Origin of the sequence: Parafrigoribacterium soli (assembly GCF_040227235.1) — a bacterium.
In the GTDB taxonomy this organism is placed as follows: Bacteria; Actinomycetota; Actinomycetes; order Actinomycetales; family Microbacteriaceae; genus Parafrigoribacterium_A; species Parafrigoribacterium_A soli.
On sequence record NZ_JBELNZ010000001.1, the window covers coordinates 582,493 to 606,285 of the forward strand.

Below are 23,793 nucleotides of genomic sequence, written 5' to 3' on the forward strand. Positions count from 1 at the left end.
TGTGCGGCGGTGACGACGGTCACAACGACGACCAGGTGCATGAGCGCGAGCGCGAGCACCGCGGCGGGCCGTGCGGCACGCGAGCGCACGGCGCGCCATCCGAGGTATGCGAGCGCGTAGGCGATCAGGCTCAGTGGGGCGAACGTCGTACCGCCCCGCCGCGCCTACTCCCGCGAGAGCACGGGCGGATACGGCGGCTAACTCGTGACGAGGACTCCGCCGCGGTATCCTCGACCAACCTGGTCGGAGCTGTGATCAAAGGGGAACACGGAATATGAGGTCCGTCGAAAGCGACTGGTCGAACGACGCCACTCTTCGGGCGATCGTGGAGTGCATGCTGCCGGCCGACGGCTTCCCCTCCGGCACCGAGGCGGGAGTCGTCGAGTTCATCGCCGGCCAATTCGTCACAGACCGCAGCGATCGGATGCGCGCCCTCGCCGCCGCCATCGACGCGATCGGCGCCGAAGCGAGCGCCACGCGGGGCGTTCCGTTCGAGCGGATGGCGCAGCCCGAGCAGGACGAGCTTCTGCGCACCCTCGCCTCGGGAGACGGGCTCGTTGAGGCCATCGACCTGCTCGCGCTGCTCTGCGCCGAGGGCTACTACGCGGCGCGAGGCGCAGACGGTTCCGGCCCGGCAGGCTGGGCGGCGACCGGATTCCGCGTGCTGCCCGCAGGGGCCGAGTGGCCTGGTCCCGAGGAGGTGGTTGCGCCGACCATCGCCTTTGACGAGGCGGCCGAGCGCTACGACGCCGTGATCGTCGGAGCCGGCGCAGGCGGCGCGGCGGCGGCGCAGGTGCTCGCGGAGGCCGGCATGTCGGTGCTGCTCGTCGAGCGCGGCGAGTCCCTTTCGTCCGAGGAACTGCCGCTCGACCTGCTCCGCAGCGAGCGTTCCATCTCGGGCCTGCCGACGAGAACGGGCGCGGATCCGATGGGTGACCCCCGGGTGATCGAAACGTCCACGGGAAGGCAGACCGTGTATCCGCCCGACCCGCGTTGGAGCGCGAACGCGATGGCCGTCGGCGGCGGCACCCGCGTGTTCGGCGCGCAGACCTGGCGCTTCAGCCCCGAGGACTTCCGGATGGCGTCGACCTACGGCGTTCCCGACGGCAGCTCACTCGCCGACTGGCCGATCTCCTACGACGACCTCGAGCCCTGGTATGACAGAGCCGAGCGGGAACTCGGAGTGTCGGGCGAGCAGGGGCACGATCGTTTCGCCGGCCCTCGCGCCCGGGACTACCCGATGCCGCCGCAGGCGCAGACCCTGGATGGCTCGGTGCTGGCCACGGGTGCCGTTCGGCTCGGGATGCGCACGGGCCCGGTGCCGCTCGCCATCAATTCGGTGCCGCACAACGGCAGGCCCGCGTGTGTGCGGTGCGCGCTCTGCGTCGGATACGCCTGCCACGCGGCGGCGAAGAACGGCTCGTTCAACACCGCGCTCCCCCGCGCGATCACCACCGGCCGCTGCGCCATGCTGACGCGGGTGACCGCCGAGCGCATCCTCACCGATGCGGCGGGCGCCGCGGTGGGCGTGAGCGTGGTCGCGCTCGTCGCGGGCGAGGTGCGCCGCCGTGAGGTGTTCGCCGATCGGATCGTCGTCGCCGCGGGCGCCATCGAAACCGCCCGGCTGCTGCTCAACAGCGCACACGGTCGCGAGCCGGATGGCCTCGGCAACGCGCACGACCAGGTGGGACGCAACCTGCAGGCCCATGTCTACGCGGGGGCCGTCTCGCTCTTCGACGAGGTCGTGCAGGACGGTCTCGGGCCTGGCCCGTCGATCTCCTCCACCGACTTCCGCCACAACGTCCCGGGAATCATCGGCGGCGGCATGATCGCCAACGACTTCGTGCCCACGCCGCTCAACGTCTGGCACACGCTCTCGACGCTCGGCGTGATCGACCGCTTCGGCGCCGACAGCAAGCGCGGCATGCGCGAGCTGTTGTCGAGGATGCTGATGGTCTTCGGCCCCGTCCAGGAGATCCCGAACCCCGAGTCGCGCGTGCGCGTGGACCCGGAGGTGCGCGACCGCTTCGGTTCGCCCGTCGCGCTCCTGAGCGGCGACATCCACCCAGAAGACCGCCGCGCCGCGAACATGCTCGCCGACCGCGCCGCCGAGTGGCTCGAGGCGAGCGGTGCCGCTCGCGTGTTCCGGATGAACGCGGACGAGCGTCCGGAGGGACCGAGCGGTGGCCAGCATCAGGCCGGCACCTGCCGCATGGGTGACGACCCGAGCACCTCCGTGACCGACCGCTGGGGTCGCGTCTGGGGACATCCGAATGTGCTGATCGCCGACGGCTCGGTGCACGTGACCAACGGCGGCGTGAACCCCGTGCTCACGATCATGGCGCTGGCCTACCGCAACGCGACGAAGCTCGCGGAGGAGTGGCGCGCCGAGGCCGGCTAGTGTCCCCCGGCATGGTCCATGCTCATCGACGGTTCGCCCCCATCGGCGGTGATGACGTATTGGGCCATCATCCCCTGGTCCTCGTGCCAGAGCAGGTGGCAGTGATACATGTACGGAGTCGTCGGGTCGACGAATCCACTGAACGGTACGAGCAGTTCGGCGACGCCGCGCGGCGGAATGAACACCGTGTCCTTCCGACCCGAGTCCTTCGCCTGCGACGGCCGAGCATTCATCGAGTGCACGTGAAACTGGGTGCCGTGGATGTGGAAGTTGTGCGCGCGGCTCGAGGTGTTGGTCACGATCCAGCTCTCGACCGCTCCCGCGGCCACGACCGTGTCGATGCGGCTCATGTCCATGGTGCGACCGTTGATGGTCGTATCGCCGAGCGTGAAATGTCGAGTGACCACGACATCCGTGCGTGAAGGCGGCGTGACCGCGCGGAGCGACCGGGGAACGGCGATGCCTTGATCACTTGTCGCAGCACCCGTGATGCGCAGGATATCGAGATGGTCCTCCGCGCCCGAATAGATGTTGTCGCCCGCGCTCATCCCGAGGTCGTACGGGGCTGAGCGCAACACGATGTCGGCGTCCTTTGGAACGCGCACGAGGATCTCGGCGCGCTCAGCGGGCGAGAGCAGGAGCGAGTTCAGCGATCTGGGTGTCGCGAGCAGGCCTCCGTCTGTGCCGACGAGCATGAACGTGTCTCCGGTCGAGAGTTCAAGGTTGTAGCAACGCGCGGTCGATGCGTTGAGGATGCGGAATCGCACGAGGGTCGTGGTGGCACTGAACCGAGCATGGTGGGTGCCGTTGACTACGACGGTGTTGCCTAGCCGGCCGATCGGTGACTGGGTCGGCGTTCCCGCCTGCGTTCCGCCGGGCACGACTGTCACGTCCTGCAGGATGAGCGGAATGTCGTCGACGCCATACTCGGCGGGCAACCCGGGATCGGAAGCCGGATCATCGACGAGGAAGAGCCCGGCGAGTCCGCGCCCCACCTGCAATTCCGTCTGCCCGTGAGGATGCGGGTGGTACCAGAGCGTCGCTGCGGGCTGGTCGATGCGCCACGCAGCGGTCCAGGTGGCTCCCGGGATGATCGTCTGGTGCGGTGTTCCGTCCTGGCTGGCGGGAAGAATCATCCCGTGCCAATGCGCGGTGGTCGGCAGTTCCATGCGGTTCGTGACGTGAATGCGCACCCGCTCACCCCTCGTGGCGCGAATCGTCGGGCCGAGGTAGACACCGTTGAACCCCATCGTGGCGAAGGAGACCCCGGGAACAAGTTCGGCCGCACCCTGCTGCGCACTGAGTCTGAACACCCGTTCGTCTCCCACGCGCTCCGAGGGAAGCAGCGGCGGAATCGCCAGAGATGACGAGAATGAACTGCCCTCATTGCGCGGAATGCCGTCGGTGATCCACCACCCGCCGACTCCGACGAGCGCAAGACCACCGAGGCCGAGCAGTGCCGTCCGCCGACTGATCCGAACGGGTCCGGGGCCATCCGGTCCGGGGTGCACCGCGGGCGACTCGGTGGCGCTCATGTGTGCGTCGCGGCGGCACGCCGGATGTGCGAGCGCGCGTGATCGACGGCCGGCGCCAGTTCGGCAAACAGGTGGTTCGAGTGCCGCAGCGAACCGATGACGCCGAGCCGATCGAGGAGCTGGAGATGTTGCGGCCGCACCCCCTTGATCAGCACTGTGACGCCGCGCTGCTCGAGAGCGGCGACGAGCTCGCTCAGCGTGTGCGCCCCGGTCGCGTCGATGAGCTGAAGCTGTGACAGCCGCAGAATCACCACCTCGATGCCACCATGGCCCGCGATGCGCTCGAGCAGGCGCTCGGCGGCGCCGAAGAACAGCGAACCATCGATCCGGAAGAGGGCGATCCGTTCATCGCCGGGCTGGGGCTCGCCCGCAAGCTCCTCTCGATGCACGCCGCTCGCGGCGCTGAGTGCCCTCAGAGCGAAGAAGGCGGCGACGGCGATTCCGATGCCGACGGCGACGATGAGGTCGAAGCTCACCGTGATGATCGCGGTGACGACGAAGACGACAGCATCCGATCTCGTGGATCGCACGACCATGCGGACCACTCTCGGTGAGACCATCCTCGCCGCCGTCACCATCAAGACACCCGAGAGCGCTGCAAGCGGAATGATGGCAACGACGGTCGCAGCGAGGTAGACCACGAACAGCAGGGCGAGGGCGTGGACGACGGCCGCAAGTCGGGTTCGCGCGCCCGAACGCAGGTTGACGGCGGTGCGCGCGATCGCGCCGGTCGCAGGCATACCGCCAAAGAACCCCGAGACGATCGAGGCCAGGCCCTGACCGACCAACTCGCGATCCGCGTTGTACGGCCCGGTATCCGCCATCGACGCGGCCACCCTGGCGGACAGCAGGGACTCGATCGCGGCCAGAGCGGCCACGGCGAAAGCCGGACCCGCGAGCGCGGCGAGGCCACCCAGGTCCGCCCAGGGCAGGGATGGCGCGGGCAACGAGTGCGGCAACTCCCCGATCGTCGCGAGGGGAAGTACCAGGAGCGCGGCTGCCGTGGTCACGACGACGATCGCGATGAAGGATGCGGGAAGGCGCCCGCTCACCCGCCCCAGAACCACCATCACGAGAGCCACCGCCGCGACGACGGCGAGGGGAACCAGCGCGATGGGCCAGTCGGCCGCCGCGAGCGATTCAAACGCCGCCACGACCGCATTCGTGCTGCGGCCCGAACCGCTCACACCGACCGCGGCCGGAACCTGCTGCAGGAAGATGATGATGCCGATGCCGATGGTGAAGCCCTCGATCACCGGCCACGGAATGTAGCTCACGGTGCGGCCGAGACGCAGGACTCCGGCGACGAGCACGATGATGCCGGCGAACACGCTGACGATTGCCACCGCTCCGACACCGTGGCTGGCGACGATCGGCGCGAGCACCACGACCATCGCGCCGGTAGGCCCGGAAACCTGAACATTGGATCCGCCGAAGACCGCGGCGATCAGCCCCGCGACGATCGCCGTGACCAGCCCCGCTTCGGCTCCGGCATCGGAACTGACTCCGAATGCCAGGGCCAGCGGCAACGCGACGATGCCGACCGTGACACCCGCGATCACATCGCCGCGCCAACTGGAACGGAGTCCGCGGTAGTCTCCGGCGCTGGGCAGGAGGGCGCTGAGAGAGGCGCGGGCGGGCGGGCTCATGGAGCGCTGGGGATGGCGGGCAGGTCCCGCACCGAGGTGAGCTGTTCCTGGGACACGCTGAGCACCTCGGAGAGCAGTTGCCGGGCGACCCGCAGCAATTCTGCGACCTGGGGGAAAGCGAGGCGGTAGTAGACGACGCTCGCCCTGCGCTCGGACAGGACCAGCCGGTATCGGCGCAGCACACCGAGATGCTGCGAGAGGTGCGAGGCCTCGAGACCGGTGTCCGCGAGCATCTGCGCGACCGAGGCCTCATCGCAGGCAGACAGGATCTCCAGAATGCGGATGCGATACGGATGAGCGAGCCCCTTGAACAGGTTCGCTTTGATCTCGTAGAGCGGTCGCTCCTTGTCACCGAGCACGGTCACACCTCACGCTCCTCGCCTCGTGTTCGTCGAATGAATAGATGGAATGATGAATCCATCATATCGGACGGGACAGAACACGACGAAGCGCAGCCGCAGCGGGGACGTGTCACGGCGTCGAGTGTCGCGGCACGCAAGTGTCGCGGCGCCGAGTCACAGAGGCAGGCGCGCTGTCACGAGAGAAGCGCTGGGTGGACCCTAGGAGATTCGAACTCCTGACCTCCTCGATGCGAACGAGGCGCGCTACCAACTGCGCCAAGGGCCCTAGTGCGTAGCTACGTTATCACGCGCGCGGGGGCGAGATTTGACGTTCCGGTCAACCCGCTGCGGATGCACGGCGGCGTTGCAGCACGGCATCCAGATCGGTTGTCACCGACTCGACCTCGTCGAGGTAGCCCATGCGGGCGAAACGGCTCGGGGCTGCGGGCGCGGCGGCCGGACGGATGATCGGGGTCACCTCGGGAGACTCGTGAGCCTCACGAAGGCGGCGCTCGGCTGCGGCGGCCGCGTCGCGGAGTTCGGCAGCGGCATCCAGCGAGGTCTCGAGAGCACGGTCGGGCTGCGGACGCGAGAGGTAGAGCGGCTTCGGCAGCGGCACGGGAGTCCAGCTTGAGTTGCGCAGCGGTTCGGCCGGCGGCTCCTGCAGCTTCACCGTGACGCGCACGGGTTCGCTGCGCACGCGCATGCCGCGGGCGAGCTCGGCCCTGGCGCGAGCGACGGCGGACATCTGGCCGAGCATGGCCAGAGCGCCGAGCGCGACGACGGATGCCGAGGCGAGCAACAGCCAGCTGCCTGCCATCAGCGGCGCCACGCCGAAGCCCGCGGTGACGAGTGCGGCGAGGAGCACGAGCGAGGTGAGGGCCCTGGACCTGCGGAGCCGGCGGGACGCGGTCGAGCCGGGGGCGACATCCGCTGACAGTGCGGGGAGGCGCGCCGCGAGCTGGCGCGTCGCGGCGCGATCGGCGGCGGCGAGTTCTGCTCGGGCAGCGGCGGCCTCGCGCACCTGCTGCGCGCGCAGCAGCTTCTCCTGGGCCGCGGCGCTTCGGGCCGAGGTCTCGGCGCGCACCTGCTCGGGCAGCTCCGCTGTCTCGGCCATGATCCTCAGCGTCTGCTGCAGTCGCACCGCGTTGCGCTCTGTCGCCAGATACTCGCGGCGGCGGAACCAGGTGGGCACGAGGTAGGCGAGCCAGAGCAGCGCGGCGAGCGCAATGACGATGCTCGAACCGAATCCATCTACTCCCATGCACCTAAGGTACGAGGCCGTAGCGCTTATCGGCCGCCGCGCGGAGGGTGTGTCCGCACCCGACCGCCCCTCATTCCCGACGCGAGATGCCAGTCGTGGGGGTTATTCCCGCGCCATGGCACCCACAACTGGCATCTCACGGCCATAGGCCGGGCCCGAGAGCGGGCGTAGCCTGTGCGCATGCGTCCGGATGCGGCCCCTCGGACGGCGGGGAAATCGACAACCCTCCGCCGCCTCGCCCAGCCCTGGACGCTCATCCTCGTCACCACCGGACTCTTCCAACTCTTCCGCGGCGCCCCGATCGACGCGGCATTCTTCCTCTGCATCGCAGCCCTCCTGCTGGCGGATGCCCTGGGCTGGCTTCGCGTGTCCGGCGCAGCGAGGCCACGCGCGGCCTGGCTCCTCGCCGCGGGCATCCCGCTCACGATCGCTCTCGTGCTCGCCCCGCGCCACAGCGTCGTCGAGGGGATCATCGTCTCCGCGATCGGCCTGACGGTGCTGGTCTTCGCGTGGGGATCGGCCGCTGGCCCAACCGGCACCACGACCGAGGTCACGAGCACGCCCCGCACCACGATGTCCCCGGCCGTGCGACGAGCGGCGATCCTGTGGAGCACCGTGGGCGTGGTCTGCTGCCTGTGGGAGGTCACCTCGTTCCTGCTCGGCCTGCCGTCCCCTGCGGCGGCGAACGCTCATCCGAGCATCTCGGAGCTCTTCGATCCGATGCTCGACAGCTTCGAGGGACGAGCCGCTTTCACGGTGCTCTGGCTGCTTCTCGGGGTCTCCCTGCTGCGACGGCGGGGCCGACGATGAGAGACATCACTATCGCGGGATTCCTCGTCTGCGCCGTCGCCGCCGTCGTGCTTGAGCTGCTCGCCCGACGGAGGCCCGACGACCTCGCGCCCGTGGGCACCCTCCTCGAGCGGGTGATGGCGACCCGCTCGGCCCGCATCGGCATCCTGTTGTTCTGGTGGTGGCTCGGTTGGCACTTCCTCGTCGGCCAGACTGTGTGAAGCCCGTTCGACCCGCGAGATGCCACTTGTGGGGGTTATTCCCGCGCCATGGCACCCACAACTGGCATCTCGCATGAGTCAACGGGGCCGGGATAGCGCGGCGGGAATAGGGGGCAACGCGCGTACGCTGAACGGATCATGAAGCGCATCGGGTTCCTCTCCTTCGGCCACTGGCAGCCCTCCCCCGGAGCGCAGGCGCGAACCGCGAGCGACGCCTTGCTGCAGACCATCGACCTCGCGGTTGCCGCCGAGGAGCTCGGCATCGACGGCGCCTACGTGCGCGTGCATCACTTCGCGCGGCAGCTCGCCTCGCCCTTCCCGCTGCTGGCGGCCATCGCAGCCCGCACGAGCCGCATTGAGATGGGCACCGGCGTGATCGACATGCGCTACGAGAACCCGCTCTACATGGCGGAAGAGGCCGCGGCCACCGACCTCATCAGCGGCGGTCGACTGCAGCTCGGAGTGAGCCGCGGATCACCCGAGACCGCCCTGCGCGGCTACGAGTCGTTCGGCCACGTGCCCGATGCGGGCTCCGACGACAGCAGAACGGATGCCGACATGGCCCGCGCACACACCGCGCTGTTCCGTGCGGCGATCGCCGGTGCAGGCGTCGCCAACGCCAACCCGCAGATGACCGGCATGTCGGGCGCGCTCGCAATCCAGCCGCGTTCGGAGACCCTGTCCCAGCGCATCTGGTGGGGCGCGGGAAGCCGCGCAACCGCGGTCTGGACGGCCGAGCAGGGCATGAACCTCATGAGCTCGACACTGCTCACCGAAGACACGGGGGTGCCATTCGACGAGCTTCAGGCCGAGCAGATCGGCCTGTTCCGCGACACCTGGGCGAGCGCGGGCCACGACTTCGAGCCCCGGGTGTCGGTAAGCCGCAGCATCCTGCCGATCACGACCGAGGTCGACCGGGAGTACTTCGGCGGAATGGCCGACGGCGAGCGCAGCGACCAGGTCGGCTACATCGACGGCGGCATCGCGCGCTTCGGCAAGACCTATGTCGGTGAGCCCGATGCGATCGTCGAGGAACTGCTGAAGGATGCCGCGGTCGCATCCGCAGACACGGTGTTGCTCACGGTGCCCAACCAGCTCGGCGTCGAGTACAACACACACCTGCTCGAGACCATCGTGCGGGATATCGCACCGGCGCTCGGCTGGCGCTGAGCATAGACCTCGCGCTCGGGTGATTCCGAACCGTTCCCCACGCTCGGCGTGCCCGAAGATAGAGCGGTGGAAACCATCACCGTTCGCCCGATACGCGACCACGAGTGGCGCGAGGTTCGCGCGCTGCGACTGCAGGCCCTGCACGATGACGCCGCCACCATCGCCTTCGTAGACACCGTCGACGAAGCATTGTCGCGACCAGACGAGTTCTGGCAGCAGCGCACCAGTGCCGCGTCCGCAGACGCTGGGCCGGATGCGGAGGCCCGCCAGTTCGTCGCCGTCACGGAGGGCCGCGCCTGGGTCGGCACCGTAAGGTGCTCATCGAGCACGCCGGCGAGCGAGACTTCGAAGGACAGGAGGTCAAAACCTCGGGGGGAATGGTCGTCGGCGTCTATCTTGACCCGGAGTTCCGCGGCACAGGCACCATCGATCGCCTCCTCACAGGAGCACTCGCCTGGGTTGGTGAGCGCGGCCTGCACCGTGCGCGGCTCTACGTGCACTCCGATAACCTGCGCGCGCAAAGGGCCTACGAGCGGGTGGGGTTCCGCGCAACGGGCCTGACGATTGCGGGGTCGACCGGCCGCGAGAGTGAACTGGCTCGAGACCTCTGACCTCCTCACCGACTCGCGCCAGCGACAACGTCACCTTCACCACGCCACCGCCAAGCGCAGCCCGCCGCGCGACCGAGTACGGAGATCGAGCTTCATCAGTCGCGTGCACCCCGATAGCCGACGAGCCAGCTCGGCTCGATGCGGTACATGCGGATGTCGTCGCCCCAGGTGGTGGGATCGGTTCCGTAGTGCTTCGTCCAGTGCTCAATCGTCTCGGCCCAGTCGGCGTCGCTCGGGGTCAGCCGCACGGCCGTGCCGTGGCAGAACACAGCGAGCCGTTCACCGTCGATGTGCGCCGCGCTCACCGCAGGCCGTGCGGCGAGGTGCCGCGCCTTCGCGGCACCGCCATCCGTTCCGAAGGTCCAGCTGCCGTGCAGAAAGTGACCGTCGACGGCGCTCACGCGCGGCTCGCCCTTCGCCGTGACCGTGGCGAGGCTCAGCACCTTCATGCCGGTCAGGGAATCCACGACATCCTGCGCTCGCATGACGTGCTCGCCCGTGATGATCTCGCGAAGATGGTTCGTACCACCTGCGCGTGACACGTCGATGAGCGCGTCCAGCGCGGCGATCTCGCCTTCGGTCTCGTACATGACTGGAGCCTAAGCCGAGCGTCGGACATCGCTTCGACAGGCTCAGCGAACGTGAGCGCTTCGACAGGCTCAGCGAACGGGTGGCTGCTCAGCGAACGCAGCGACTAGCCGAGCTGCACTCCCGGCACCTGCGCGGCCGCGCGGTCGGCATCCGGAACCGTGCCCGCACCCTCGGGCACCCGGTGGTCCTTCCAGCGGCGCAGCACGCCCATCGGCAGCTCCTCCGCCACGAGGGCGAAACAGAAGTGATCGCACCACTGCCCGTTGATATGGATGTAGCGGCGCCGCAGCCCCTCGTAGCGAAACCCGAGCTTCTCGACCACCCGCAGCGACGGTGCGTTCTCCGGGCGGATACAGATCTCCATGCGGTGCAGCCCCACCTGGAAGAAGCAGTAGTCGGTCGCGAGCGCAACGGCCGTGGGCGTGACATCCTTGCCCGCAAAACGCTCTGACACCCAGTAGCCGATCGTCGCCGACGACAGCGAGCCGTAACTGATACCCGAGACGTTGAGTTGACCGGCGAGCTGCCCGTCGTACTCGATCGCGAACGGCAGGCCGAAGCCGGCCCGAGCGTTCGCCTGAAGACCGCGGATGCCAGCTCGCACGTCGAAATTCATCGGCCCGTGCGGGTTGGTCGCCTCCCACTTGCGCAACCACCCACGGTTGTCGAGCAGCTCGCGTTCCAGCGCGCGCGCATCCCGCAGCCGGATCGGCCGGATCGTGACGCGTCCCTCGTGGAGCGTCTGAATGGGAGTTGCCACGTATCTAGGCCAGCGTGCTCGCGAAATCCTTCAGCCACGGGCGCAGTTCCGGGCCCAGGTCGTCTCGCTCGACGGCAAGCTGCACGATCGCCTTGATGTAGTCGAGACGGTCACCGGTGTCATACCTACGGCCGCGGAAAACCACCCCGTATACGCCGCCGGCAATGGAAACGTCGGCGGCGAGCGTCTCAAGCGCATCCGTCAACTGGATCTCGTTGCCCTTGCCGGGTTCGGTCTTCTCGAGGATGTCGAAGATCTCGGGCTTCAGCACGTAGCGTCCGATGATCGCCAGGTTCGACGGAGCCTCCTCAGCGCTCGGCTTCTCGACCATTCCGGTGATGCGTACAACGTCGTCGTCGTCGGTGGCCTCGACCGTGGCGATGCCGTACAGGTGAACGAGCGAAGGGTCGACTTCGAGCAGAGCAACCACGGTGGTATCTCGCTGCGCCTGCACCTCGAGCATGCGGGAGAGCAGCACGTCGCGACTGTCGATGATGTCGTCACCCAGAAGCACGGCGAAGGGTTCGTTACCGACGTGCATCTTCGCCCGCAGCACCGCGTGGCCGAGACCGAGCGGGTCACCCTGCCGCACGTAGTGCACCTCGGCGAGCTCGGTGGAGAAGTTGACCTTCTCGAGCTTGGCGGTATCACCCTTCTCCTCGAGTCGTGCTTCAAGTTCGCCCACCCGGTCGAAGTGGTTCTCAAGTGCCGTCTTGTTGCGGCCTGTGATCATCAGCACGTCGTTGAGGCCTGCGGCAACGGCCTCTTCGACCACATATTGGATGGCCGGCTTGTCAACGACCGGCAGCATCTCCTTCGGCATCGCTTTCGTTGCGGGTAGAAACCGGGTGCCGAGGCCCGCGGCCGGGATTACTGCCTTCGTTATCGTGAATGCCATATCGCTAGGGTAACGGCATACCCTGCATAAGATGGCTGCATGAGCGGTGACGAAGGCCACCAGAAGCGCGCCCTGCGAGCGGAGTTACGCGAGCGTCGGCGCAACATGACGTCCTCAGAACGCGAGAGCGCGACCACGGCGCTGACCGGGCACCTCGCCGAGTTGACGCGCAGGATCGGAGCGCGGTCCGTCGCGGCCTACCTGCCGACCGCCGACGAGCCAAATGTGCGCGGTTTCCTCGAATGGGCGGAGCGCGAGGGCATCCGAGTGCTCACGCCGGTCTCACGCGACGACGGTCTGCTCGACTGGGTCGTGGCGACCGGGGACGAGACCGAGGGACAGTTCGGATGGCCTGAACCCGTGGGTGAGCTGCTGGGCCCGATCGTGATCAACGATGTCGATCTGATCCTCGTGCCTGCGGCATCCGTGGACCGCACGGGAATGCGAATGGGCTGGGGTCGCGGCTACTACGACCGCACGCTCGGTTCGATGGAGAAGTGCCCGCCGGTCTATGCTGTGATTTTCGACAGTGAGCTGGTTGACAGCGTGCCGAGCGAGGTCCACGACAAGCGGGTGAACGGTGTTGTGACACCGAACGCGATCGTCACCTTCTAGCTTTTCCCTTTCTGCATGGAGGTTTTTTCGTGCCCACCTATTCGTACCGCTGTGCGAACTGCGATTTCGCGTTCGACCAGTACCAGGCGTTCACGGATGACAGCCTCACCGTCTGCCCGAACTGCGGCCAGCCGCAGCTTCGCAAGGTCTTCAATTCCATCGGCGTGACCTTCAACGGCTCAGGGTTCTACCGCACGGACTCCCGCGCGAAGTCGAGCGACAGCGTGCCGAGTTCATCGCCTTCGAAGTCGAGCAGTTCCTCGAGTTCGACGTCATCAGGCAGCGACGGTGGCTCGAAGGCCGACAAGCCGAAGGCCGCCCCGGCGGCATCCGGCGGCGGAGTCGGCGCCGCTGGTTCCGCGAAAAAGTAGCTTCGGGCCGCTCCACACGTGACAATTGGTTCACTACGAGAGTAAGGACTGAGACCATGCTCAAGGGATTCAAAGAGTTCATCATGCGCGGCAACGTGATCGACCTCGCTGTTGCGGTCGTCATTGGTGCCGCGTTCACCGCAATCGTCAATGCACTCGTGGAAGGTCTGATCAACCCCGCCCTCGGTGCCTTGTTCAGCGCAGACAGCCTCAAGACGGCCTGGATCGTCGACATCCCTTCGCTCTCCGGCGGCAAGCCTGCGCACCTGCTCTTCGGTGCGCTCGTCGCAGCGCTCATCCAGTTCCTCCTGGTGGCCGCGGCCGTCTACTTCGCGCTGGTCATGCCGATCAACTACATGAAGCGACGTGCCGAGGCCAAGCGCAATGCGGGTGCCTCGGATGCCGAGGTTCCGCCGGACGAGCTGCAGTTGCTCGCCGAGATCCGCGACCTGCTCGCCAAGGGCACGACGGATGCGGCATCGGACGGGAAGCACGCGGCGCTGTGACGTCGCTGGTCAAGTAGGCCGCGACGGCTGCCGTTTGTCGCAAGGGCGCCTGATTGCGCGGCAGCCGTCGCGACAAACGGCAGCCCTCGGTCTAGACAAGCTCGACCGGCAGGGGCTAGAAGCGGTAGCCCCAGTGGGGCGGGGTGTCGCGCTTGAGGCGCTCGTCGTTCTCGTGCTCCGAGTGGCGCGGCGGTTCCTTCTGCGGAGTCGGGTCGCTGCCGGGCGCGGGCTCGGTCGTGACCCTTCGGCGCGCGCGACGGCGCGGCGAGGAGTCTGAAGCGGGAGCGTGCGGGAGGTCGGGGTCGCGCGGCTCCTCGTCGGCCGAGGGCGCCACGAGCTAACGCTGCTGCACGATGGCGATGGGCTCGGTGATCGGGGCCGTTGACGCACCGAGCATGGTGGTGATGCGGTCGGCCACGGCATCCGGGTCACTGAAAAGCTCGAAGGCGTGCACGCGCAGGTAGTGCCAGCCGAGGCGGCGCAGCATGTCGGGGCGCAGCCTGAGCGATTCGCGCAGACTCGTTCCGTGCAGGAGGCTGTCGGTCTCGATGCTGAGGCACATGCCCTCGTGCGACGCGACGAGCCCGAGCTTGCCGCGGTGACCGAGCGCGACGCGAAGGCCGCGGTACTCGAGCCGCTGCGCCAGGTCGACGAGCATCGGATCGCTGTCGTCCGGGATCGGCTCGCTCGCGGTGCGCGCACCGATGTCTTCGAGCACCTCGGCGAGGGCGATCACGCCATGGTGCATCCGGTCGCGGTCAATGTCCTCCGGGGTGAAGCAGGCGACGATCACGAGCGCGCGGCGGGCCCGAGTCATCGCGACCGCGAGCAGTCGCTCGCCCCCGGGCTTGCCGAGCGAGCCGAAGTCGGAGAGCATGCGGCCGTGCGGGGTACGGCCGAAACCGATCGAGAAGATCACGCGGTCACGGCTCTGCGCCACAGACTGCTCGATCGTCGTCACCGTGAACGGCTCCGCCCGATCGCCGAGGATGAAGTCGTTGAGCTCGGGGCGCGTCACGATCGCCGTGAGCACGGCCTGCTGCACGCGCACGGCGTGCTTGGCACTCGCGGTGATGACCATGAGCGACTCGTGCGGGCGCTTCTCGGCGTGATCGAGCACGAGGTCGACGACGCGCTCCACCTCTGCGTCAACGCTCTCGACCGCTCCGGTCTCTAGGTCCGGCATCCCCGACCCTGCCGCGACGTAGTCGAGGCGGATGCTCGGATGCCCGAGGAAGCTGCCAGCCCACGGGAGCGAATCGATCTTGCCCGCGTAGAAGCGGCGGTTGACGAGCTCGGCAAGGTCTTCGCCGCCCGCGCGGTAGCTGCGGGTGAGCGTGAGGGTGGGCAGCAGCGTGCCGAGGGTCGCCAGGGCCGAACCGGCGTGCAGCTCGTCGAGGAACTCATCGGTGACCTCCGCATCATCCGACTCGGTCTCGGAGATGGCGATGCTGAACGGCGCCGGAGTCTGCGTGACCGGGTCGCCGAAGACGACGGCCTGCTTTGCGCGACGAATGGCGCCCACGGTCTCGGCGAGCGTCATCGCGCCGCCATCCACGAGAATCACGGTGTCGAATCGGATGCGGTCGGTGATCGACGCGACCTCGTACGGCGAGGCGAGCCAGACCGGCGCGATCGTGCGCGAGAGGTGCGGTGCGGCCTCCTGCAGCGCTGCGGAGTCGAGGTGGTCGCCACGCAGGGCGCGCTTGAGCGCCGCCGCCTCATCCGGCCAGTCGACCAGCCCGATCTGCCAGTTCTCCGCGAGCTGCCAGCCCAGCAGGTGTGCGCTGCCCGCGGCGTGGGCCTCGTCGACGAGCCTGAAGTCGCTCTCGAGCCGGTCGAGAACGGAGGTGTTCGCACCGAGCAGTGCCCGGTCGGCCTCGAGCAGGGACTCGAGCGCCGACTGCCACCAGGCGAGTTCGAGTTCGGCGGCGACCTGATCGTCTGGCACGTGTCGCGCGGCGAGGTCGTCGAGCAGGGGGTCGAGTCGCAGTTGCTGCAGTGTGGTGCGAAGGATGCTGCGCTCCTGCAGGTTGTGCAGCACCTCCGAGTCCGCGGCGAGACCCTCGACCTTGCGCAACAGTTGCGCGATGGGCAGGTGGATGAGCTGCGCCTGCTGATCGGTTACGCCGAGCGGCTCGTCGAGGCTCGTGAGATCCTGCGACACCTGCTGGTACGCGACCTGCACGTCCGCGATGCCGACCGGCACCTCGGGTCCGACGCCCGCGGCGACGAAACGCTGCCACAGCATCCGCTGGTGTTGGATGCGCACGAGCGATTCGTTCACGTCGCTCACGTGCACGCCGGGTCGGATGTACTCACGTGCGAGTTTCTTGAGCCTGCGACGGTTCGCGCTCGACATCTCTGGCGCGTCTTTGCGGGGCGAGGTGGCGGCGATGAGCTCGCTCAGCGAGCGGTCGAAGACCACGGGCAGGAAGCGATCGAGGGTGTCGCGGATGTCGATGAGCAGTCGCAGGTACACGCCGAGTTCGAAGATGTTCTCGAACGGTCGCATGCGCGTGCGGTCGATGAGCACGTTGGCACGTTCGAGCAGCGCGGGAAGGTCTGTGGTGTGCAGCCGCTTGGCGAGCTGGTGCGCGCCCATCGCGTCGTCGCTACTGGCGAAGTTCGCGCGGTACCAGGGAGAATCCGCTGGGCCGTACTTGAACTCGCCGAGGGTTGCCGCCTTCACGATCGCTTCCGCGGCGCGGCTGCGATCGCGCGCCAGGAACTCCACGGAACTGCGGTCGAGTCGCGCCGTCGTTGCCGGAGGTTTCGGCAGCAGCGCGAGGCGCGAGAGCTCGGTGACGCAGTCGAGCACGGAGACCCCGAGGTCTGGGTCCTGGCGCACGATGGCACCGCGGTAGTCGACGAGCACCTTGCGCAGTCGCACGAGGGCGTCATCGACCTCGGTGAGCTGCGGCTGCACGGCCTTCTCGTTGCGACCGATCGAGCGGATGAGGTCGCGCCTGAGCGAGGCCGGTGCGACCGCGAAGCCGCCCAGTCCGACGTCGCCGAACCGCTGAGCGATGCCGGCGAGAGCCGCGCGACGCGGGCCGACGACGAGCACGCGCTTGTTCTGCGAGACAAGGCAGCCGATCGCGTTGACGATGGTCTGGGTGCCTCCCGTGCCCGGAAGCGTCTTCACGACTACCGAATTTCCGGCCGCAATCTGGGCGACAACGTTCTCCTGCTCGGCGTCCGCGTCGAGGAGCAGGGTGTCGGTCTCCGGCGTGCGCTGGTCCGGGTGCTGCGGCTCGACCGGTGCGTAGCCCTCCTGCACGGCCCACTTCGCCGACGCGTTTCCCGCGAGCGCATCGAGCACCGGGTGCTCGAGTTGCGCGGCATCCGTGTGCATCGCTGGGGCGACATCCGCAAAGGAGGAGACGACCAGTCGGGGCTGAACGCTGAACCACTGCAGGTGTGCGGTCAGTCCGCGCAGTCGGTCGATGACGGGGTTCGGCTTGAACGAGCCGTCCTGCTCCGCGAGCGCCACAAAAGCGTCTGCGTCGAGCTCGATCTGGAACTGCTCCTTGAGCGCGCTGGCAAGTCCCGGGTTGAGGAAGGGGGCGCCCCGCAGCTTCACCTTGAAGTCACGGCCGTAACGACGGATGGCGAGCGGACGCAGCAGCACCGGCGCCCGGTATTCGACGTCGTCGTGCTGCCATTCTGCGATGCCAATGCCCAGGTGGATGGCATCGATGCCGCGCGCCGTGGCGAGTTCGAGCCCCTTCGAGGCGATCTCCCCGGCAGCGATCTTGGCGGCCCTGAGCGCGAGGTCGTCGCGGATGAGGCTCGAGAGCAGGGTGGTCTTGCCCGTGATGAACTGCGCGAGCCCACCCGGATGCGTTGCGCTGAGTTCGATGCGCGTGCGAGGGGTGTCGACGAAGTGCAGCAGCGGCGAGGTGCCACCGATGGCGGCGAGCTGGTCGCGCCAGCTCTGCCTGATCGGGTCGGCCACATTAGCCGCCGTGAAGTTCGGATCCCCGAGACTGAGTGCGTGTGGTGCTGTCACCTGATGCTCCGCGTGGGCAGCGTTGTTCTCGGACCCCGGTAGATCGTCTTCCGGTACACGTTGTCTATCCGCACGCCACACACCGTTACCTTAAAGGTGCAGCCTTGTATTTGCCGGGATGCGCGCGGGGTTTCGCGGATAGTGCCCGTGCAGCGGCTGCGATGCCCGCTCTCGTAAACTACGGCCCATGAGCTCCGCCGCCGAGGCTGTCGACCTGCTGGGTGCGGGGTCGATCGCCCTTCTCACGTTCGTCGTGATCTTCGTCGCAGCAGTGGGCACGGGATTCGCGATCCTGTTCCGCCGCCGGGGCACCGTTGCGGCGCAGGGCAATGACCCGCGTGCGCTCGCGACGCGGGCGAGCATCCTGCTGGTTCGGGTGGATGACGCGGTGAAGAACGGCGCCGACGAGCTCGGCTTCGCGGTCGCCCAGTTCGGCGAGGAGGAAACCCGGGAGTTCGCCGCCGTGCTCTCGGATGCGAGGGCGAAACTCATCGAGGCTTTCACGCTGAAGCAACGCCTCGACGACTCGACACCGGACACGGCGACGCAGACCCACGACTGGAACGCTCGCATCGTGCACCTGTGCGAGGCGGCACAGTCGAGTCTCGACGAGCAGGAGCGCGCGTTCGGTGAGCGGCGCGCGCTCGAGAAGGATGCGCCGGCGAGCCTCGCCGCCGTGCGCGGAGCCATTGCGGCGACATCCGCCCGGCTCCCGGCTGGCTCGAAGACCCTCGCGGAGCTGCGCCAGCGATACTCCCCCGCGGCGATCGCCCCGGCGAGCGACAGCGTCGAGCGGGCGCAGGCGCTGCTGGCGTCCGCGCGCAGCGCTGCGGATGAGGCGGCCTCTCGACTCTCGGGCAACGCTGGCCCGGTGGCCGAGTCGATTCGCTCGGCGCAGCAGGATGTCGCCCAGGCCGCGCAGACGCTCGACGGTATCGAGCGGTTGTCGTCCACTCTCGCCACGCTCAGCGAGCGCCTGCAGAAGCTCGTCGACGGCACCCGCGACGACCTCACCGAGGCGCGTGCCGTGCGCGACACCCCGCCCGACCCGTCGACCGGCGCCGCCGTGAACGAGGCGATCGGCGGCGTGGAAGCAGTCGTCACGGAACTGGGGGCGCCGACATCCGTGGGCGACCCGGCCTCAGGCATCCAGCGCCTCGAAGCGGCGCTCGCGTCCCTCGACCTCGCGCTGGGCACGGCGCGCAACCAGGCGCAGCGGCTGGAGCACGCGCGCACCGCGCTCGTCGGCGCCCTGCTGACCGCTCGGAGCCAGATCGCCACGACCGCCGACTACATCAACGCCCGCCGCGGTGGGGTAGGGGCGGATGCGCGCACCCGGCTCGCCGAGGCGCAGCGGTTGCTCACCATCGCCGAGGCCGAGTCCGACCCGGTGACCGCGCTCGACACGGCGCGCAACTCGGCGACGTACTCTCGCGACGCGGACGCCCTCGCCCGGTACGACGCGATGAGTCGCTGAGCTCCATAGACGTTCCCGATTTCAGCGCCCGTACGGCTGGGAAGCTATCGCGCCCGTGAATCCATCGGCGGTCGAGTCGAAGGTGAAGTCCCCGCTGTCCATCGCGAGGGCCATTCGCGCCTGGCGACCAAGCTGTGGCTTCATGCGCCCGATGGTGTTGGCGGTCAGCGACAGCGCCAGCGGGGGCACGTGCCGCACCGTACCGCGGCGTGCCGCTTTGGCCTGGACCGCCGCTGCGAGCTGGTTCAGCGTGCGGTCGTTCGGGCCTCGAATCTGAAGTACCGAACCACGGGTTGACGGGTCGACGACCACTCGCTCCACGAGCTCGGCGACGTCGCCGACACTGACGAAGCTGATCGGATTGTTGCCTCGCCCGAAGACGAGTGGGCGACCCGATCGGACAGCGGTCGCTTCGAGAATCTCGACCCATGTGTCCAGAAAGGGCGCCGCCCGGATCACGGTCGAGCGCACGCCGCTCCGGCGCAACTCCTCCTCGGCGGCAAATTTCATCCTGGAGAGTTCAATCGGGCTCGCAGCGGCCGCGCCCAGCACAGACATCATGATGACCTCGGCGTCGACCGCACGCGCGGCGGCGATCAGCCTAAGGTTGCCATCGCGGTCAACGGTGCTCGGAGTAACCTTCCCCGGCCCGATGAACCCCTGCACGGCAGACACCACGATCTCGACCCCGGCCATGGCGAGGGCGAGGGCGAGGGAGGCGTCATCTCGGACATCTCCCGCGACCACCTCGACCCGATCATCGAGCAGCGGCCGGGCATGCTCGACGTCGCGGGTGAGTACCCTGACGGCGAGTCCGCGACCGACCAGCCGATCCACGATCATGCGACCGAGGCGCCCTGTGCCGCCGGCAACGAGAATCACGGCGCACCGGCGGCGGAAACCTGTCGGGCGACCGCGACATCCACGTTCACGCCGCCGTCGTCGACCGGCTCCAGAAAGAACCGCGCCCACTCGGCCAGTCCGTTGGCCACGCCAAAAATCAATACCCCGCGCATGTGGTGGCGCGAGCCGTCGGTTCGAGTGCCCGAGTGCTCCCACTCGGACCAGACGGTATCGCCATCCACGGCAGAGCCCACGAGTTCGACGGCCACGTCGGGGACCAAGGCGAAGATCTGTTCCCAGTTGCGGCGCACCTGATCCCGTCCGACGAACCCACGGGCCGGATGCGCGGGTGTCTCATTGCGGTAATCGGAAGCGAAGCACGCGACGAGAGACTCGATGTCGTGCTCATTGGTTGCGCGCAGCAGCCGCTTAATCAGACTTCTGGGCCCGTCACGCGGGTCATCGTTTGCATCCATGACCGTCCTTTTGTTACAGTTCACTGTACTGAAAGTATGAATCTAAGGAGCAGCACCGTCAAGCCCACACGACCCTACGTTTCCCCGCAGCGCGGGCTGCAGGCGCAAACCACCCGCGCCCTCATTGTCTCCACTGCAGAAGCGCTCTTCCTGCGTGACGGATTCGCCGGAACCACCGTTGCCGCGATCGCCTCCGCCGCTGGAGTGTCGGTCGAGACGATCTACAAGGCGTTCGGTGGCAAAGCCGGGATGATTCGCGCGATCTGCGAGAAGGGCCTGGCAGGCAGCGGCTCGATTCCCGCCGAGACGCGGTCTGACGAACTCCAGCACTCGGCGCGGGACCCGCGCAGCATCATCGAAGGCTGGGGCCTGCTCACCGCCGAGGTGTCACCCCTGGTCGCACCGACCCTGCTGCTGTTGCGCGACGCTGCAGCCACCGACTCGGGGATGGCCGAGTTGCTGGAGGAGCTGAGTTCTGCGCGGCTGGCACGCATGACCCGGAACGCCAGTACTCTCGCCGCAGCAGGGCACCTCCGGGCTGGCATCACCGTGGACCACGCCGCCGAAGTCCTCTGGACGTACAGCTCCCCCGAGCTCTACGAATTGCTGGTGATGAAGCGTGGATGGTCGCTCGATCGGTACGGCAGCTTCATCGCCGAGGCGATGATTGCGGCCCTCCTCCGCGAGTGCCACCACCCGCAGCCTTCGCCCGCAGAATAGAGGGATGCCTCTCCCCAGCACCGACACCGTCGTCAGCTACCCCTCCGGTGCCGTTACCGGCTCAGCAACCGTCGTGCACCTCGAGCCGCGGGGAGATGGGCGCACCGCCGTGCTGCTGGATGCCACTCCCTGCCATCCAGTGGATGCCGCTTGGCCGGACCAGGGCCCCGATCGCGCGACCCTGCGATGGGAAGGCAGCACTCTCCCCGTCGTGGACTGTGTCGTCGCCGCCACCGACGGCAGCGCCCTCCACCTCGGTTCGGACATCCCCGTGCGCAAGGGCACCGAGGGCTGGTCCTTCGTGGTGGCCCACATCGTCGAGGGCGCCGCGCCGGCGGTCGGCGCGGAGGTCACGGTCGAGGTCGATGCCGAGTACCGCCGCTCCCTGTCGATCGGGCACACCGGCTGCCACCTCGTCTCACTCGCGCTCAATCGCGCTCTTGCCGAGCGCTGGACGAAGGAGGCCTCCACCGACGCGCTGGGCGCGCCCGACTTCGACAAGCTCGCGATTGACTCCTCCACGATCGTGCCGTTCGGGTCGGTCGACACCTTCCGTCTCAACAAGTCGCTGCGCCGCAAGGGCTTCGTCTCCGATGGCCTCGCGGATGCCCTGCCCGCGATCGAGGCCGCGGTGAATGCGACTCTCGCCGACTGGATCGCCACGGAAGCCGAGGTGAGCATCCGGCGCGAGGGTGACCTGCTCACCGATCGTCGCTACTGGGAGTGCGCACTGCCGGACGGTGACGCGAGCATCCCGTGCGGAGGCACTCACGCCGAATCGCTGGGCGCGCTCGGCGATCTCCGTGCGTCGCTCGCACTCTCCGACGACGACGGAACCACGGTGCTCACCATGACGACTGCGACAGGGCACTGACGCGGCCTCTCACTCGCCGACACGTCGCGGCGGGTAGGCTCCCGATTATGCCGAGCGATTTCTCCCTCAAGGCCATGAATTCCGCACACAGGGCACTGCAGTGGGTCACTCGCGGCAGGGCCGGCTGGAACTTCGGCGGAATGCCCGTGATCGAGCTCACGACGATCGGGCGGCGGAGCGGCGAGGCGCGCACCACGATGCTGACGTCTCCCCTGCGCGACGGTGACGCCTACGTGGTGGTGGCGTCCCGCGGCGGCGACGACCGGCATCCGGCCTGGTTTCTGAACCTCCGCGCCAACCCCAACGTCGACGCGGTGATCGAACGCGGTCCACGTACCGCCATGCTCGCGCGAGTCGCGACGTCCGAGGAGCGTGCGCGCTTGTGGCCGATCATCACGAACCGGTACTCCAACTACGCCGGCTACCAGACGCGGACGAAGCGCGAGATCCCGCTCGTGTTGCTGGAACCCGTGCACAGAACCGCCGTGCACTGAGTCACTCCGCGGGCACGAATAACCGACGCCACCTGTGGAGTCAAGCCCTTGTCGGTTCACCGTCCTCCACGTTGACTCGATGCAGCTCGCCTGTTGCGTTGGCGTACACCACGGAGGACGACATGAAGGCACCCGAAGCCCGAGGGCCCATCAGCTCACTGCTGTTGCGGTCAGTCAGCCAGCGGCCAGACACCGCTGGGTCCACAGTGGATGGCGACCTCGCCAACGCGCTTGCCCAGACGCGCGCCGCGCTCAACGCAACAGGCGAGCTTCTCTTCGACGACGACCTGCAGCTCACGCTGTTGTGCCTGTACGAGCTCCACTACCTGGGCATCGACGGAGTGGACGAGGCGTGGGAGTGGCATCCGATGCTGCTCACGATGCGCACGGAGATCGAGTCACGGTTCGAGCGGGTGCTTCGCGACAGGGTGGCCGTGCCAGAACGTCCGCCGGTGACCGCGGATGCCGTGGCCGAGACGCTCTTCGCGCTCACGGCAGAAGACGCGGGCCCCAGTCTCTCCCGGTTCGTTGCGCAGAAGGCCACGCGCGAGCAACTGGCCGAGTTCCTCATCCAGCGCTCCATCTACCAGCTGAAAGAGGCCGACCCGCACAGCTGGGCCATCCCCCGGCTCACCGGCCGCGCCAAGGCGGCGCTCGTCGAGATCCAGGCCGACGAGTACGGCGGCGGTGACCCCGGCCGCATGCACTCGGTCATCTTCGGCATCACCATGCGCGGGCTCGACCTCGACGACAGCTATGGCGCCTACATCGATGACGTGCCCGCCATCACCCTGGCATCGGTGAACATGATGTCGATGTTCGGCCTGCACCGCAGGCTGCGGGGCGCTATCGCCGGGCACCTCGCCGCATTCGAGATGACCTCCTCGATCCCCAATCGGCTGTACGGCAACGGCTTCCGGCGGCTCGGCTTCGACAGCGAGGTCACCTGGTACTTCGACGAACACGTTGAGGCGGATGCGGTGCACGAGCAGATTGCGGCACGAGACCTCGCCGGCGGACTGGCCGAGGCGGAGCCGACGCTTCTCGACGACATCCTGTTCGGTGCCTCCGCCTGCCTCACCGTCGACGGCATGGTGGGGGCCCAGATGCTGGACGCGTGGGCGAACGGTCGCTCGTCCCTGCGCATCCGGCAGCACACGCTGGTATGAGCC

The 23,793-nt window shown here is 68.0% G+C and carries 24 protein-coding genes and 1 tRNA gene; 13 read left to right on the forward strand and 12 right to left on the reverse strand.

What is annotated here, in order from left to right; translation table 11 throughout:
- Positions 1-274: 274 nt before the first annotated feature.
- Positions 275-2,401 (forward strand): GMC family oxidoreductase, encoded by a 2,127-nt coding sequence (locus ABUA37_RS02800; protein ID WP_349897593.1) that lies wholly within the window; start codon positions 275-277, stop codon positions 2,399-2,401.
- Here ABUA37_RS02800 and ABUA37_RS02805 read toward each other — a convergent pair.
- The 5 genes from ABUA37_RS02805 to ABUA37_RS02825 form a co-directional block, all read right to left on the reverse strand.
- Positions 2,398-3,936: a multicopper oxidase family protein gene (locus ABUA37_RS02805; protein ID WP_349897594.1), complete on the reverse strand. Its 1,539-nt coding sequence runs from the start codon at positions 3,934-3,936 to the stop codon at positions 2,398-2,400. The genes ABUA37_RS02800 and ABUA37_RS02805 overlap by 4 nt on opposite strands.
- Positions 3,933-5,585: a SulP family inorganic anion transporter gene (locus tag ABUA37_RS02810; RefSeq protein ID WP_349897595.1), complete on the reverse strand. Its 1,653-nt coding sequence runs from the start codon at positions 5,583-5,585 to the stop codon at positions 3,933-3,935. The genes ABUA37_RS02805 and ABUA37_RS02810 overlap by 4 nt, the downstream gene beginning before the upstream one ends.
- On the reverse strand, positions 5,582-5,950 hold the full coding sequence (locus ABUA37_RS02815; protein ID WP_349897596.1) for an ArsR/SmtB family transcription factor: 369 nt from the start codon (positions 5,948-5,950) through the stop codon (positions 5,582-5,584). The genes ABUA37_RS02810 and ABUA37_RS02815 overlap by 4 nt, the downstream gene beginning before the upstream one ends.
- 189 nt (positions 5,951-6,139) lie before the next feature.
- Positions 6,140-6,212, reverse strand: a tRNA-Ala gene (locus tag ABUA37_RS02820).
- A gap of 51 nt (positions 6,213-6,263) precedes the next feature.
- Positions 6,264-7,190 (reverse strand): hypothetical protein, encoded by a 927-nt coding sequence (locus tag ABUA37_RS02825; RefSeq protein ID WP_349897597.1) that lies wholly within the window; start codon positions 7,188-7,190, stop codon positions 6,264-6,266.
- 180 nt (positions 7,191-7,370) lie between these two features.
- Between ABUA37_RS02825 and ABUA37_RS02830 the strand changes: the two genes are divergently transcribed.
- The 4 genes from ABUA37_RS02830 to ABUA37_RS02845 all read left to right on the forward strand — a co-directional run bounded on the left by ABUA37_RS02830 (position 7,371) and on the right by ABUA37_RS02845 (position 9,981).
- Complete coding sequence (locus tag ABUA37_RS02830; RefSeq protein ID WP_349897598.1) at positions 7,371-8,000, forward strand: hypothetical protein; 630 nt, start codon at positions 7,371-7,373, stop codon at positions 7,998-8,000.
- Positions 7,997-8,200 (forward strand): DUF6186 family protein, encoded by a 204-nt coding sequence (locus tag ABUA37_RS02835; RefSeq protein ID WP_349897599.1) that lies wholly within the window; start codon positions 7,997-7,999, stop codon positions 8,198-8,200. The genes ABUA37_RS02830 and ABUA37_RS02835 overlap by 4 nt, the downstream gene beginning before the upstream one ends.
- Positions 8,201-8,338: 138 nt before the next feature.
- Positions 8,339-9,370: an LLM class flavin-dependent oxidoreductase gene (locus ABUA37_RS02840; protein ID WP_349897600.1), complete on the forward strand. Its 1,032-nt coding sequence runs from the start codon at positions 8,339-8,341 to the stop codon at positions 9,368-9,370.
- Between the two features lie 314 nt (positions 9,371-9,684).
- On the forward strand, positions 9,685-9,981 hold the full coding sequence (locus tag ABUA37_RS02845; RefSeq protein WP_349897601.1) for a GNAT family N-acetyltransferase: 297 nt from the start codon (positions 9,685-9,687) through the stop codon (positions 9,979-9,981).
- Between the two features lie 95 nt (positions 9,982-10,076).
- Here ABUA37_RS02845 and ABUA37_RS02850 read toward each other — a convergent pair whose 3' ends face one another.
- The 3 genes from ABUA37_RS02850 to galU all read right to left on the reverse strand — a co-directional run bounded on the left by ABUA37_RS02850 (position 10,077) and on the right by galU (position 12,230).
- On the reverse strand, positions 10,077-10,571 hold the full coding sequence (locus ABUA37_RS02850; protein ID WP_349897602.1) for a pyridoxamine 5'-phosphate oxidase family protein: 495 nt from the start codon (positions 10,569-10,571) through the stop codon (positions 10,077-10,079).
- A 104-nt stretch (positions 10,572-10,675) separates the two neighbouring features.
- Positions 10,676-11,332, reverse strand: a complete 657-nt coding sequence (locus tag ABUA37_RS02855) for a GNAT family N-acetyltransferase (RefSeq protein ID WP_349897603.1) — start codon at positions 11,330-11,332, stop codon at positions 10,676-10,678.
- A 4-nt stretch (positions 11,333-11,336) separates the two neighbouring features.
- Positions 11,337-12,230: a UTP--glucose-1-phosphate uridylyltransferase GalU gene (gene galU / locus ABUA37_RS02860; protein WP_349897604.1), complete on the reverse strand. Its 894-nt coding sequence runs from the start codon at positions 12,228-12,230 to the stop codon at positions 11,337-11,339.
- Between the two features lie 39 nt (positions 12,231-12,269).
- Here galU and ABUA37_RS02865 point away from each other — a divergent pair, with 39 nt between their 5' ends.
- The 3 genes from ABUA37_RS02865 to mscL are packed head-to-tail and all read left to right on the forward strand — an operon-like array spanning position 12,270 to position 13,722.
- On the forward strand, positions 12,270-12,845 hold the full coding sequence (locus tag ABUA37_RS02865) for a 5-formyltetrahydrofolate cyclo-ligase (protein ID WP_349897606.1): 576 nt from the start codon (positions 12,270-12,272) through the stop codon (positions 12,843-12,845).
- Positions 12,846-12,874: 29 nt separating this feature from the next.
- Complete coding sequence (locus ABUA37_RS02870) at positions 12,875-13,216, forward strand: FmdB family zinc ribbon protein (RefSeq protein WP_349897607.1); 342 nt, start codon at positions 12,875-12,877, stop codon at positions 13,214-13,216.
- 56 nt (positions 13,217-13,272) lie between these two features.
- The gene (gene mscL, locus ABUA37_RS02875; protein WP_349897608.1) at positions 13,273-13,722 is read left to right on the forward strand and encodes a large conductance mechanosensitive channel protein MscL; all 450 of its coding nucleotides are present in this window, start codon (positions 13,273-13,275) and stop codon (positions 13,720-13,722) included.
- A gap of 115 nt (positions 13,723-13,837) precedes the next feature.
- On the opposite strand, the gene ABUA37_RS02880 is transcribed toward mscL, so the two are convergent.
- Both ABUA37_RS02880 and ABUA37_RS02885 read right to left on the reverse strand, forming a co-directional pair.
- Entirely contained in the window at positions 13,838-14,056 is a 219-nt protein-coding gene (locus ABUA37_RS02880; RefSeq protein WP_349897609.1) for a hypothetical protein, read from the reverse strand.
- A gap of 3 nt (positions 14,057-14,059) precedes the next feature.
- The gene (locus ABUA37_RS02885; protein WP_407075330.1) at positions 14,060-17,818 is read right to left on the reverse strand and encodes an AAA family ATPase; all 3,759 of its coding nucleotides are present in this window, start codon (positions 17,816-17,818) and stop codon (positions 14,060-14,062) included.
- A gap of 106 nt (positions 17,819-17,924) precedes the next feature.
- Between ABUA37_RS02885 and ABUA37_RS02890 the strand changes: the two genes are divergently transcribed.
- Entirely contained in the window at positions 17,925-19,214 is a 1,290-nt protein-coding gene (locus ABUA37_RS02890) for a hypothetical protein (protein ID WP_349897611.1), read from the forward strand.
- Positions 19,215-19,235: 21 nt separating this feature from the next.
- Here ABUA37_RS02890 and ABUA37_RS02895 read toward each other — a convergent pair whose 3' ends face one another.
- Positions 19,236-20,096, reverse strand: a complete 861-nt coding sequence (locus ABUA37_RS02895; protein WP_349897612.1) for an SDR family oxidoreductase — start codon at positions 20,094-20,096, stop codon at positions 19,236-19,238.
- On the reverse strand, positions 20,093-20,533 hold the full coding sequence (locus tag ABUA37_RS02900; protein ID WP_349897613.1) for a nuclear transport factor 2 family protein: 441 nt from the start codon (positions 20,531-20,533) through the stop codon (positions 20,093-20,095). The genes ABUA37_RS02895 and ABUA37_RS02900 overlap by 4 nt, the downstream gene beginning before the upstream one ends.
- A 36-nt stretch (positions 20,534-20,569) precedes the next feature.
- Between ABUA37_RS02900 and ABUA37_RS02905 the strand changes: the two genes are divergently transcribed.
- The 4 genes from ABUA37_RS02905 (at position 20,570) to ABUA37_RS02920 (ending at position 23,790) form a co-directional block, all read left to right on the forward strand.
- The gene (locus ABUA37_RS02905; protein ID WP_349897614.1) at positions 20,570-21,253 is read left to right on the forward strand and encodes a TetR/AcrR family transcriptional regulator; all 684 of its coding nucleotides are present in this window, start codon (positions 20,570-20,572) and stop codon (positions 21,251-21,253) included.
- A gap of 4 nt (positions 21,254-21,257) precedes the next feature.
- Positions 21,258-22,127: an alanyl-tRNA editing protein gene (locus ABUA37_RS02910; RefSeq protein ID WP_349897615.1), complete on the forward strand. Its 870-nt coding sequence runs from the start codon at positions 21,258-21,260 to the stop codon at positions 22,125-22,127.
- Positions 22,128-22,174: 47 nt separating this feature from the next.
- A complete protein-coding gene (locus tag ABUA37_RS02915) occupies positions 22,175-22,621 on the forward strand; it encodes a nitroreductase/quinone reductase family protein (protein WP_349897616.1) in 447 nt (148 codons plus the stop codon).
- Positions 22,622-22,743: 122 nt separating this feature from the next.
- Positions 22,744-23,790 (forward strand): iron-containing redox enzyme family protein, encoded by a 1,047-nt coding sequence (locus ABUA37_RS02920; RefSeq protein WP_349897617.1) that lies wholly within the window; start codon positions 22,744-22,746, stop codon positions 23,788-23,790.
- Positions 23,791-23,793: the final 3 nt, after the last annotated feature.